The organism is Pseudomonas sp. FW306-02-D09B (assembly GCF_058782685.1).
The window spans coordinates 20,457-33,778 of the sequence record NZ_JBYSXY010000010.1; the positions used below are offsets into that span (position 1 = coordinate 20,457).

8 protein-coding genes are annotated in these 13,322 nt (G+C 60.2%); 7 read left to right on the top strand and 1 reads right to left on the bottom strand.

Annotation, left to right across the window (positions count from 1 at the left end; genetic code table 11):
* A partial coding sequence (locus AC3WK5_RS17405) for a beta strand repeat-containing protein (RefSeq protein WP_492574152.1) occupies window positions 1–3,998 on the bottom strand: 3,998 nt, incomplete at its 3' end.
* Between the two features lie 354 nt (window positions 3,999–4,352).
* On the opposite strand from AC3WK5_RS17405, the gene AC3WK5_RS17410 reads away from it, so the two are divergent.
* From AC3WK5_RS17410 to AC3WK5_RS17440, 7 genes are all read left to right on the top strand, one after another.
* Entirely contained in the window at window positions 4,353–5,705 is a 1,353-nt protein-coding gene (locus AC3WK5_RS17410) for a TolC family outer membrane protein (RefSeq protein WP_103319979.1), read from the top strand.
* A 37-nt stretch (window positions 5,706–5,742) separates the two neighbouring features.
* Window positions 5,743–7,899, top strand: coding sequence for a type I secretion system permease/ATPase (locus AC3WK5_RS17415; RefSeq protein WP_103319977.1), 2,157 nt, complete (start codon window positions 5,743–5,745; stop codon window positions 7,897–7,899).
* Complete coding sequence (locus tag AC3WK5_RS17420) at window positions 7,889–9,256, top strand: HlyD family type I secretion periplasmic adaptor subunit (RefSeq protein ID WP_103319975.1); 1,368 nt, start codon at window positions 7,889–7,891, stop codon at window positions 9,254–9,256. The genes AC3WK5_RS17415 and AC3WK5_RS17420 overlap by 11 nt, the downstream gene beginning before the upstream one ends.
* A gap of 334 nt (window positions 9,257–9,590) precedes the next feature.
* Window positions 9,591–10,487, top strand: a complete 897-nt coding sequence (locus AC3WK5_RS17425) for a TauD/TfdA dioxygenase family protein (protein WP_103319973.1) — start codon at window positions 9,591–9,593, stop codon at window positions 10,485–10,487.
* Window positions 10,488–10,513: 26 nt separating this feature from the next.
* Window positions 10,514–11,539, top strand: a complete 1,026-nt coding sequence (locus AC3WK5_RS17430; protein WP_103319971.1) for an ABC transporter substrate-binding protein — start codon at window positions 10,514–10,516, stop codon at window positions 11,537–11,539.
* A 5-nt stretch (window positions 11,540–11,544) separates the two neighbouring features.
* Window positions 11,545–12,405, top strand: a complete 861-nt coding sequence (locus AC3WK5_RS17435; protein ID WP_103319969.1) for an ABC transporter ATP-binding protein — start codon at window positions 11,545–11,547, stop codon at window positions 12,403–12,405.
* A 19-nt stretch (window positions 12,406–12,424) separates the two neighbouring features.
* Window positions 12,425–13,291: an ABC transporter permease gene (locus AC3WK5_RS17440; protein WP_103319967.1), complete on the top strand. Its 867-nt coding sequence runs from the start codon at window positions 12,425–12,427 to the stop codon at window positions 13,289–13,291.
* Window positions 13,292–13,322 lie beyond the last annotated feature (31 nt).

Below are 13,322 nucleotides of genomic sequence, written 5' to 3' on the forward strand. Positions count from 1 at the left end.
TCATTCGCCGGGGTGTCGACCACCACGGAACCGGAAGTCTTGCCGGCCTCGATATTGATCACGGCGCCATTCGACAGAGTCACGCTCATCGCGGTGCCGGCCGGATTGGTCAGCGTCGCGGTGTAGGTGATCTGGCCGCCTTCGGTAATCGTGTTGTCGGCGGTGAGTGTCAGCCCGGTGTTGTCGATCGAATCGGTGATGGTGGTGACCGCTGGCGTCGTGCTCGGGGTCAACTGCTCGAAATTGCCGCCCGTGGTGCTTTCAATGGTGGTGCTGACGGTGCTGCCGTTTTTGTAGACGTCATTCGCCGGGGTGTCGACCACCACGGAACCGGAAGTCTTGCCGGCCTCGATATTGATCACGGCGCCATTCGACAGGGTCACGCTCATCGCGGTGCCGGCCGGGTTGCTCAGGGTCGCGGTGTAGGTGATCTGGCCGCCTTCGGTAATGGTGTTGTTGGCGGTGAGCGTCAGGCCGGTGTTGTCGATCGAATCGGTGATCGTGGTGACCGCCGGGGTGGTGCTCGGGGTCAGCTGCTCGAAATTGCCACCGCTGGTGCTTTCGATGGTGGTGCTGACGGTGCTGCCGTTTTTGTAGACGTCGTTGGCCGGGGTATCGACCACCACCGAACCGCTGGTTTTGCCGGCTTCGATGTTGATCACGGCGCCATTCGACAGGGTCACGCTCATCGCGGTGCCGGCCGGGTTGGTCAGGGTCGCGGTGTAGGTGATCTGACCGCCTTCGGTGACCGAACCATTCGCCGTCAGGCTGAGGCCGGTGTTGTCGATCGAGTCGGTGATCGTCGTCACCGCCGGGGTGGTGCTCGGGGTCAACTGCTCGAAGTTGCCACCGCTGGTGCTTTCGATGGTGGTGCTGACGGTGCTGCCGTTTTTGTAGACGTCGTTGGCCGGAGTGTCGACCACCACCGAGCCGCTGGTTTTACCGGCCTCGATGTTGATCACGGCGCCGTTCGACAGGGTCACGCTCATCGCGGTGCCGGCCGGGTTGCTCAGCGTGGCGGTGTAAGTGATCTGACCGCCTTCGGTAATGGTGTTATTGGCGGTGAGCGTCAGGCCGGTGTTGTCGATCGAGTCGGTGATCGTCGTAACGGCTGGGGTGCTGCTCGGGGTCAGCTGTTCGAAGTTGCCGCCCGTGGTGCTCTCGATGGTGGTGCTGACGGTGCTGCCATTTTTGTAAACGTCATTGGCCGGGGTGTCGACCACCACCGAGCCACTGGTCTTGCCAGCTTCGATATTGATCACCGCGCCGTTGGACAGGGTCACGCTCATCGCGGTGCCGGCCGGGTTGGTCAGCGTCGCGGTGTAGGTGATCTGGCCGCCTTCGGTAATGCTGGTGTCGGCTGCCAGGGACAGGCCGGTGTTATCGATCGAATCGGTAATCGTCGTAACGGCCGGGGTGGTGCTCGGGGTCAACTGTTCGAAGTTGCCACCGGTGGTGCTTTCAATGGTGGTGCTGACGGTGCTGCCGTTTTTGTAGACGTCGTTGGCCGGAGTGTCGACCACCACCGAGCCGCTGGTTTTACCGGCCTCGATGTTGATCACGGCGCCGTTCGACAGGGTCACGCTCATCGCGGTGCCGGCCGGGTTGCTCAGCGTGGCGGTGTAAGTGATCTGACCGCCTTCGGTAATGGTGTTATTGGCGGTGAGCGTCAGGCCGGTGTTGTCGATCGAGTCGGTGATCGTCGTAACGGCTGGGGTGCTGCTCGGGGTCAGCTGTTCGAAGTTGCCGCCCGTGGTGCTCTCGATGGTGGTGCTGACGGTGCTGCCATTTTTGTAAACGTCATTGGCCGGGGTGTCGACCACCACCGAGCCACTGGTCTTGCCAGCTTCGATATTGATCACCGCGCCGTTGGACAGGGTCACGCTCATCGCGGTGCCGGCCGGGTTGGTCAGCGTCGCGGTGTAGGTGATCTGGCCGCCTTCGGTAATGCTGGTGTCGGCAGTCAGCGTCAGACCGGTGTTGTCGATCGAATCGGTGATCGTCGTAACGGCCGGGGTGGTGCTTGGAGTCAGCTGTTCGAAGTTGCCACCGGTGGTGCTTTCGATGGTGGTGCTGACGGTGCTGCCGTTTTTGTAGACGTCATTGGCCGGGGTATCGACCACCACCGAGCCACTGGTCTTGCCAGCTTCGATATTGATCACGGCACCGTTCGACAGGGTCACGCTCATCGCGGTACCGGCCGGGTTGGTCAGCGTGGCGGTGTAGGTGATCTGACCGCCTTCGGTAATGGTGTTGTCGGCAGTGAGCGTCAGGCCGGTGTTATCGATCGAGTCGGTGATGGTGGTGACGGCCGGCGTCGTGCTTGGGGTCAGCTGTTCGAAGTTGCCACCGGTGGTGCTCTCGATGGTGGTGCTGACGGTGCTGCCGTTTTTATAGACGTCATTCGCCGGGGTATCGACCACCACGGAACCAGTGGTCTTGCCAGCTTCGATGTTGATCACCGCGCCATTCGACAGGGTCACGCTCATCGCGGTGCCGGCCGGGTTGGTCAGCGTCGCGGTGTAGGTAATCTGGCCGCCTTCGGTAACCGAACCGGTCGCCGTCAGGCTCAGGCCGGTGTTGTCGATCGAGTCGGTGATCGTGGTAACGGCCGGCGTCGTGCTCGGGGTCAGCTGCTCGAAGTTTCCGCCCGTGGTGCTTTCAATGGTGGTGCTGACGGTGCTGCCGTTTTTGTAAACGTCATTCGCCGGGGTGTCGACCACCACGGAACCGGTGGTTTTGCCGGCTTCGATGTTGATCACCGCGCCGTTGCTGAGCGTGACGGTCATCGGCGTGCCGGCCGGATTGCTCAGGGTCGCGGTGTAGGTGATCTGGCCGCCTTCGGTGACCGAACCGGTCGCCGTCAGGCTCAATCCGGTATTGTCGATCGAATCGGTGATCGTGGTAACGGCTGGCGTGGTGCTTGGCACCAGGTTTTCAAAGTTGCCACCGGTAGCCCCGGTGATGGTGGTGCTGACCGTGCTGCCGTTTTTGTAAACATCGTTCGCCGGAGTGTCGACGTTCACCGTACCGGTGGTTTTACCGGCTTCGATGGTGATGGTCGAGCCGTTGGACAGGGTCACGGTGACCGGCGTTTGCGCCGGGTTGGTCAAGGTCGCGGTGTAGGTGATCTGACCGCCTTCGGTGATGGTCGAGCCTGCCGTCAGGGTGACGGTGGTGGTATCAATCGTGTCAGTGACCTGTGTGACGGCGGGCGTCGGATCGACGGTCAGCACCAGGCCGCCACCACCGGTGGTGCCGGTGACATTGACGGTGATCTGGTGCGGGTCGTTGTAGACACTGTCATTCGGTGCCAGCGGAACATTGACGCTGCCACTGACCTGGCCGGCCGGGATGACGATGACCGAGCCATTGGACAGGGTGATGCTCAGGTCAGTCAGCGGCGCCCGGGTGACGTTTGCGGTGTAAACCAGCACACCACCGGCTTCGGTGATGGTCGATGTAGCACTGAGGCTCAGGGTCGAGCCAACCAGCACGTTGGTGCCGTTATTGGTGTTCTGGCCACCCGTAGTGACGTCGACGGCGGAAGTAGTTGCGCCAATGCCTGCGGTCGGAAAACCAATGGTCGGGGCTACGCGGGCAGCTGTTTCGTCCAGTGCCACGAAGCTGTGGCCTCCGCCGGCAGCACCCGTGCCTGTTGCAGTCGGGCCTGCGGCGGCGGCTTCTATATCAGTGGTCGGGTCGACGCCCGCGAGGATGGCTTGTTGCAGTTCTGCTACCGAAGGCGCGGCTTGCGCAGTGGCTTGTGCCAAGTCAGTGCTGGAGTCCGGAGCGCTGCCGCTCCACTGGGTATCACGGCCCAGGTCCAACGTGCGACCGTCGGCCAGTTCAAGCGTCACCGCGCCCGTCGGACCGGTATCGAGCTGGTCGCCCGTGAACAGTCGGTCACCCTCAATCAGCACACGTCTGATGCCTTCCGGGGACACCGCGAAAACTTGACCAACAATGCTTTTGACGATGGCAACAACACTGCTCATTGAGGACTCTCCAAGTGTTCCGTTCAGTAGGCTTCCATAGACCTGAAGAGGCCGTCTGCCAATTCAGTCTGGACGTACTTTCAAAGTGGGGCGCATTAATTTGACGCTGCCGCGTCAATAATTTGGCTGGTTTTTTTCACGATTAACTTTGTGCCAAACTATTGACCTTCTGGGTGCCATCCTAAACAATCGCCCCGGTAATGTCACATTGATATTTGTGTGACGACCTGCCGGCAGCGTGTGACCCAGTTCTGATTTTTAACTTTCCGACATACGGTCATTTCGGTTGCCATTTTCCGTCGCAGCACTGCGATCTGCTGTGATTTGAGACAAGAAGTCCAGGGAAATTCTTATATGCGCTCACACCTGTTCAAGGCTCTACCATTTGTTCTTGCTGCCAGTTTTGTACAAGCTCAAACCCTGCCTCAAGCCATGCAACAAGCACTGGATGTCCACCCGGAAATCCAGGCTGGGGTGAACAGTCGCCTTTCCGCGGACTATCAGCTCAGAGCCGCTCAGGGTGGCTACTTGCCAAAGGTCGATCTGCTAGGGGGGTATGGTCGTGAAGGCACTGACAACCCGACCACTCGTGCTGGCGCCGGCAACAATCATTGGGAAACCTTGAACCGCGGCGAGTCGAGCGTGCGTTTGCAGCAGATGGTTTTTGACGGTTTTGCGACATCCAGCGAAGTCGGGCGTCAACAAGCCACCGTCAACTCCCGCGCCTATTCATTGCTGGGGACTTCCGAGCGCACGGCACTGACTGTGGCCCAAGTTTACCTCGACGTGCTGACCCGTCGCGAGTTCGTGCGCTTGGCCGAAGAGAACCTGAAGAGCCACGAACGGATTTTTGACCAGATCAAACTGCGCACCTCGCGTGGCGTGGGCAGCGGTGCCGACCTCGATCAGGCCGAAGCGCGTATGGCCCAGGCCCGCAACAACCTGATCACTGAGCAGACCAATCTTGCGGACGCCGAGACCAACTTCCTCAGCGCCGTGGGTCAGATGCCCGATCAACTGGAGCGTCCGGCACCCTTCCTTGCGCTGCTGCCGGCGAACCTGAATGAAGCCCGCCAGCAAATGCTCGAAAACAGCCCGGTACTGCGTTCCGCCGAGTCCGATATTGCCGCGGCCGAGAAGCAGTACGATGCTGCCAAGTCGACGTTCTATCCACGTTTCGATGCCGAACTGGGCCGCACCGCCGACAATAATCTGGATGGTGCGGTTGGTCATAACAATGAATGGCAGGCCATGCTGCGCATGCGCTTCAACCTGTATTCCGGCGGCAGCAACAAAGCTGATCTGGAATCCAAGTCCTATCTGTCGAACCAGGCGCTGGATATCCGCAACAACGCCTTGCGCGTGTTGAACGAAGAGTTGGGCCTGGCATGGAATGCCCTGAACAACGCCAACGCCCAAGTGCCGATCGCTCAGCAATATGTCGATCGCAGCAGTGCCGTGCGCACCGCGTATCAGCAACAGTTCAGTTTGGGTCAACGTACTTTGCTCGACTTGCTCGACAGCGAGAACGAACTGTTTACCGCTTCCCGTCGTCTGGCGGATATCAAAAACATTCAGTTATTTACTCAATATCGAATCAAGGCGACCATGGGCGAATTGCTCAAAAGTCAGGGTGTAGTTGCACCCATGGCTTCCGTCGTGTCGAACGATGTGAAGACCAAGGTCCAACTGCCCGGTATGAATTGAGCAGATCCTTCTAGTTAGTTAGCCAAGAGTGCCAAGCGTGGAATCAGAAGCCAGTCGAGTTCATCTCCGTCATGATCCACGCGCGTTGCACGACGATCCGTTACTGGACGGCCTGCTAGCCCTCTGCACGCTGCACCAGAAACCGGCGAGCGCGGCGATGCTGACCACCGGTCTGCCATTGCCCAAGCAGCGCCTGAGTGTCGAGTTGCTCCCGCGTGCGGCGGCCCGCGCCGGCCTGCAAGGGCGGGTGCTGCAACGCAAGCTGGCGCAAATTCCGGCGATTGCCATGCCGGCACTGTTGCTGCTCAAGGATGGTCGCAGTGCCGTGCTGCTGGGCTGGCTCGGCGATGACCAGGCGCGTCTGCTGCTCAGTGAAAGCGATGGCGGTGAAGTTCACGTCAGCCGCGAACTGCTGGCTGACGATTACACCGGGCAAGCATTTTTCGCCCAGCCTCAACATAAATTCGATGTGAACCACGGCACGCTGATCCCGCGTGCGCGCTCCTGGTTCCGCGATACCCTCAAGCGCTCGCGCTGGCTGTATGTCGACGCCATCGCCGCGAGTTTCCTGATCAACATCATCGCGATGGCCGCGCCGCTGTTCGTGATGAACGTCTACGACCGCGTGGTACCGAACCAGGCCGAAGCGACCCTGTGGGTGCTGGCTCTCGGCATCACCGGGGCTTACCTGTTCGACCTGGTCCTTAAAAGCCTGCGCAGTCTGTGCCTGGACCTGGCCGGCAAAAAAACCGACCTGATCATTTCCGCGACGCTGTTCGAGCGGATCGTCGGCATGGCCATGAAGTACCGCCCGGCGCGGGTCGGCAGCTTCGCCCAGAACATCCACGAGTTTCAGAGCCTGCGCGACTTCCTCGCCTCGCTGACCCTGACCAGCCTGATCGACCTGCCGTTCACCTTGCTGATTTTCCTGGTGATCGCCCTGCTGGGCGGGCACCTGGTGTGGATTCCGGTGCTGGCGTTCCCGATTGCCCTGCTGATCGGCTACGCCTTGCAGAAGCCGCTGGTGGCGACCATGGAGCGAACCATGGCGCTGGGGGCCGAGCGTCAGTCGAGCCTGATTGAAACCCTCGCCGGGCTTGATGCGGTGAAGGTCAACAACGCTGAAAGCGAGCGTCAGTACCAGTGGGAGCAGACTATCGGCACCCTCAGCCGCCTTGAGCTGCGGGTGAAAATGCTCTCCGGCCTGGCGATGAACATCACCCTGCTGATCCAGCAACTGGCCGGGGTGATCATGATTGTCTTCGGGGTTTACCAGATCATTGCCGGCAACCTCAGCATGGGCGGCCTGATCGCCTGCTACATGCTCAGTGGTCGGGCCCTCAGCCCGCTGGCGTCGTTGTCCGGTCTGCTGACCCGTTATCAGCAGGCGCGGGTCACCATGACCTCGGTCGACCAGATGATGGAGTTGCCGCAAGAGCGCAACTTCGAAGAGCGCCCGCTGAGCCGCAAAGTCCTGCAGGGTGGCATCGAGTGTCGTCAGTTGAACTTCACCTACCCGGGTCAGCAGAATCCGGCGCTGAAGAACATCAACCTGATCATCAAGCCGGGTGAAAAGATCGGCATCATCGGCCGCAGCGGCTCGGGCAAGAGCTCGCTGGCCAAACTGCTGGTCGGCCTGTATCAGCCGGACGATGGCGCGTTGCTGGTGGATGGCGTGGATATCCGGCAGATCGATGTCAGCGAATTGCGCCACAACATCGGCTATGTACCGCAGGACATCCAATTACTCGCCGGTACGTTGCGTGACAACCTGGTCTCCGGCGCCCGCTACATGGAAGACGAACTTGTTCTGCAGGCTGCTGAACTGGCCGGCGTGCATGAGTTCGCCCGTTTGCACCCGCAAGGTTACGAGTTGCAAGTCGGTGAGCGCGGGCAAAACCTCTCCGGCGGTCAGCGTCAGAACGTGGCCCTGGCCCGTGCCCTGCTGCTCAATCCGCCGATCCTGCTGCTCGACGAACCGACCAGCGCCATGGATAACACCGGTGAAGAACGCTTGAAACAACGCCTGCAAGCCGTCGTAGAGAACAAGACCGTGGTGCTGGTGACGCACCGGGCTTCATTGCTGTCGCTGGTCGATCGGTTGCTGGTGATCGATCGCGGGCAAATTCTGGCCGATGGTCCAAAAGCCTCGGTGATGGAAGCGTTGAAGAAGGGGCAGATCAGTGTTGCTTAAGTCCGGAATGCGCGACTCGATCCGCCGCTACTTCAAAGGCTCCGAATCGCTGCAAGGCCAACCCTTGCCCGAGGTGAACAAGGCGCTGATCGAAGACGCCCCGCGGGTGGTCCGCTTGACCATCTGGGCCATCATCGGCTTCTTTCTGTTCCTGCTGCTGTGGGCCAACTTTGCGGTGATCGATGAGGTCACCAAAGGCGATGGCAAGGCGATTCCATCCTCCAAACTTCAGAAAATCCAGAACCTGGAGGGCGGTATCGTCGCAGAACTTTTCGTTCGCGAAGGGCAAATCGTCGAAGCCGGTGCGCCGTTGATTCGTCTGGATGACACGCGCTTTCAGTCCAACGTTGGCGAAACCGAAGCCGACCGTTTGTCGATGTTGCTGCGTGTAGAACGCTTGAGCGCGGAAGTCGACGACCGCCCGCTGAGCTTTCCTGACGACGCAATGAAAGCTGTGCCCGGTCAGGCCGCCAGCGAAAAATCACTCTATGAGAGCCGTCGCCAGCAACTGCACGATGAAGTCGGCGGCCTGCAGGAGCAACTAATCCAGAAACAACAGGAGCTGCGCGAATTCACCTCCAAGCAGGCGCAGTACCGCAGCGGTCTGGCGTTGCAACGTCAGGAAATCAACATGTCTGAGCCACTGGTGGCTCAGGGCGCGGTGTCGCCGGTGGAAGTGCTGCGACTCAAGCGCGCCGAAGTCGAAACCCGTGGCCAACTGGACGCCACCACCCTGGCGATCCCGCGTGCCGAGTCGGCAATCAAGGAAGTGCAGCGCAAGATCGACGAGACCCGTGGCAAGTTCCGCAGTGAGGCGCTGACTCAGCTCAACGAGGCCCGCACCGACCTGAACAAGGCGAAGGCGACCGGCAAGGCGCTGGAAGACCGCGTCAGCCGGACGCTGGTGACCTCGCCGGTGCGCGGTATCGTCAAGCAGCTGCTGGTCAACACCATCGGTGGCGTGATCCAGCCCGGCAGTGACATGGTCGAAATCGTGCCGCTGGACGACACCCTGCTGGTGGAAGCGAAGATCCGTCCGCAAGACATCGCGTTTTTGCACCCGGGCCAGGAAGCCATCGTCAAGTTCACGGCCTATGACTACACCATCTATGGCGGGCTGAAAGCCAAGCTGGAGCAGATCGGCGCCGACACCATCACCGATGAAGACAAGAAAACCACCTACTACATGATCAAGCTGCGCACCGAGCGCAGCCACCTGGGCACCGACGAAAAACCCTTGCTGATCATTCCGGGCATGGTCGCCTCGGTGGACATCATCACCGGCAAGAAGACCATTCTCAGCTACCTGCTCAAGCCGATCATCAAGGCGCGGGCAGAGGCGTTGCACGAGCGTTAACTTTTTGGTGAGGCTGATGGCCTCTTCGTCGGATCGCCGCCCGGAGCAAGCCCGCTCCCACATTAGATCTGCGCCGTACACAAATTTTGTGTTCGATGGAGATCCAGTGTGGGAGCGGGCTTGCTCGCGAAGGCGGCCGCAAAAACTCCACATTACAAAAGCCATATCGTTATTCATTAACGGTATTTAAATTCGCATTCTTATATCTATAAAGTCAAACCCCTGCGTACCCACCGACCAATCGGCGTGCCGCACGAAATGAACCCACACGGGACCTCCGTGAGTTTCTGATCGACGCGCACGCCATTGGGCGTGCTCTGCGTGGGAGTGATATATGCCTGTACTGTCCGCTTCGCCCAGCGCCGCGAGCCTTGCGCCGCAATCGTTCGAGATCCGCCCGTTCAGTGGGGCTGTCGGTGCCGAAATCATCGGCCTGAACCTCGCCTTGCCCATCAACGATCAGGACTTCGCACGGATCCACCGCGCGCATCTGGATCACCACGTCGTGGTGTTCCGCGACCAGCGCATCAGCCCCGAACAACAGATCGCCTTCAGCCGCCGTTTTGGCGTGTTGCAGATCCACGTGCTCAAGCAATTTCTGCTGGCCCATCACCCGGAAATCCTCATCGTTTCCAACATCATCGAAAACGGCCAGGCTATCGGCCTCGGTGACGCCGGCAAGTTCTGGCACTCCGACCTGTCCTATAAAGAACTGCCGAGCCTGGGCTCGATGCTCCATGCCCAGGAGCTGCCATCCGAAGGTGGCGACACACTGTTCGCCGACCAGCACAAAGCCTGGGACACCCTGCCCGATGCGTTGCGCAAGGCGGTTGAAGGACGCTCTGCCGCACACTCCTATACCGCGCGTTACAGCGAGAACAAATTCGAAGGCAACTGGCGCCCGACCCTGACCCCGGAGCAACTCGCTCAGGTCAACGAAGTGGTGCATCCGGTGGTTCGCACTCACCCGGAAAACGGCCGCAAGGCACTGTTCGTCAGCGAGGGTTTCACCACCCGCATTGTCGGTTTACCGGAAGACGAAAGCCGGCAACTGCTGGCCGAGCTCTACGCCTACAGCGTGTTGCCGGAAAACATCTACCGCCATCAATGGCAGCCCCACGACCTGGTGTTCTGGGATAACCGCTCGCTGATTCACCTGGCCGCCGGTTGCCCGAGTCATCTGCGCCGCAAGCTCTACCGCACCACCATTCAGGGCGACGCGCCTTTCTGATCGGCTGCATTTCGGAGATACCTGCCATGTCCAAACGTATTCCATTCGCGCCGCTGGCCGCCGCCATCGGTCTGGGTTTCAGCCTGCTCGCCGGGAGTCTGGTCGCACCGACTGTGGCGCACGCCGAAGGCGAAATTCGCATCGCCGAGCAGTTCGGCATCGTTTACCTGCTGCTCAACGTAGTCCGCGACCAGCACCTGATCGAGAAGTACGGCAAGGAAGAGGGCATCGACATCAAGGTCGACTGGACCCAGCTCTCCGGCGGCGCGGCGGTCAACGATGCGTTGCTCTCAGGGTCCATCGACATTGCCGGTGCTGGCGTTGGCCCGTTGCTGACCATCTGGGACCGCACTCACGGCAAGCAGAACGTCAAAGCGGTCGCCTCGCTGGGCAACTTCCCGTATTACCTGGTGAGCAACAATCCGAAGGTCAAAACCATCGCCGATTTCACCGAGCAGGACCGTATCGCGGTGCCGGCGGTCGGGGTTTCCGTACAGTCGCGATTCCTCCAGTACGCGGCGGCCAAGCAGTGGGGTGACAAGGAATTCAATCGCCTCGACAAGTACACCATCGCTGTCCCGCACCCGGACGCCACGGCTGCGTTGATCGCTGGCGGCACTGAACTGACCGGGCACTTCTCCAATCCGCCGTTCCAGGATCAGGCGCTGGAAAACCCTAACGTCCATGTCGTGCTCAACACCTATGACCTACTGGGCCCGAATTCGCCGACCGTGCTGTTCGCCACCGAGAAATTTCGCAACGAGAACCCGAAAACCTACAAAGCCTTCATCGAAGCCCTGACCGAGGCTGCTGAATTTGCCCAGAACGACAAGGGCGCAGCGGCGGACACTTACCTGAGGGTGACCAAAGCTAAAATCGACCGCGCCGCGCTGCTGAAAATCATCGACAACCCGCAGTTCGAATTCAGCGTCACGCCGAAAAATACATATCCGCTGGCTGAGTTCCTCTACCGCGTCGGCGCGATCAAGAACAAACCGGACTCGTGGAAGGACTACTTCTTCCAGGACGCCAAACCGCTGCAAGGGAGCTGATTGCCATGAACGCTCGCTTGCAAGGCCACGCGGCCAGCAACCCGATCGCCAGCACCCAGGCGTTGCTCGCGGTCGATCACGTCAGCCTTGAATACCGCACGCCGCAACGGGTGGTCCGGGCAACGCATCAGGTCAGTTTCGAGGTCGATCCCGCCGATCGTTTTGTGTTGCTCGGCCCCTCCGGCTGCGGCAAGTCGACCTTGCTCAAGGCCGTTGCAGGGTTCATTGCGCCCTGTGAAGGGCAGATCCGCCTGCAAGGGCAGGTCGTCAATGCTCCGGGTCCCGACCGGATTGTGGTGTTTCAGGAGTTCGATCAACTGCCACCGTGGAAAACCGTCAAACAGAACGTGATGTTCCCGCTGCTGGCCTCGCAAACCCTCAAGCGTCGCGAGGCTGAAGAGCGGGCGTTGCACTACCTCGACAAGGTCGGGCTGGCGGCGTTTGCCGATGCCTATCCACATACCTTGTCCGGTGGCATGAAGGCGCGGGTGGCGATTGCCCGGGCCTTGGCTATGCAACCAAAAATCCTGCTGATGGATGAACCATTCGCCGCGCTCGACGCGCTGACCCGACGCAAGATGCAGGAGGAATTATTGCTGCTCTGGGAGGAGGTGCGTTTCACCCTGTTGTTCGTCACCCACTCCATCGAAGAGGCACTGGTGGTGGGTAACCGGATCCTGTTGCTGTCGCCTCATCCCGGTCGGGTGCGGGCGGAAATCCACAGTCATCAATACGATTTGCACAGCCTTGGCGGCGTGGCGTTTCAGCAGTCGGCACGACGCATTCATCGGTTGCTGTTCGATGAAGGTCAGTCTGCCGAGAGCGATCACGAACTGGATTTCAACGATATCCGCATCGCTTATTGAGCGGCTGGAGGAGTGCCCGATGAGCCATTCATCACCTGCGCGACAAGAATATGAAGTTGAGTTGCAACCCCTGTCGAGCGTTGCGCTGGAGCGCGAATTGCCCCTTGGCCAGCGCCTCTGGCAGCAGGGCTGGTTGCGTAAAAGCCTGATCCTGATTCTGCTGGCGGTGCTCTGGGAGGCCATCGCCCGCTATCAAGACAATGACCTGTTGCTGCCGAGCTTCCTGCAAACCGGCCATGCGCTGTACGACGGGTTGCTCAGCGGAGAGTTGCTGGGCAAGGTCGGGATTTCGCTGGTGGTGCTGCTCAAGGGGTATCTGGTCGGTATCGTCCTGGCGTTTGCCCTGACCACGCTGGCCGTGTCGACCCAGTTCGGCCGCGACCTGCTGAGCACCCTGACCTCGATGTTCAACCCATTGCCGGCGATTGCCTTGTTGCCGTTGGCACTGCTGTGGTTCGGGTTGGGGCAGAACAGCCTGATTTTCGTGCTGGTGCATTCGGTGCTCTGGGCACTGGCCCTGAACACTTATGCGGGATTTCTCGGGGTCTCGGAAACCTTGCGCATGGCCGGCCGAAACTACGGCTTGAGGGGGATCCGGTTTGTGCTGTTCATCCTGATTCCCGCCGCGCTGCCGTCGATCCTTGCCGGGCTGAAAATCGGCTGGGCCTTCGCCTGGCGCACGCTGATCGCCGCCGAACTGGTGTTCGGCGCCACCAGCGGCAAGGGTGGCCTGGGCTGGTACATCTTCCAGAACCGCAACGAGTTGTACACCGACAAGGTGTTCGCCGGGTTGGCGGTGGTGATCCTCATCGGTTTGCTGGTGGAGAACCTGGTGTTCGACACTCTGGAGCGAATCACGGTGAAGCGCTGGGGAATGCAGCGCTAGGCTTCTGGTTCTGTGGTGATAGGGATGTTTG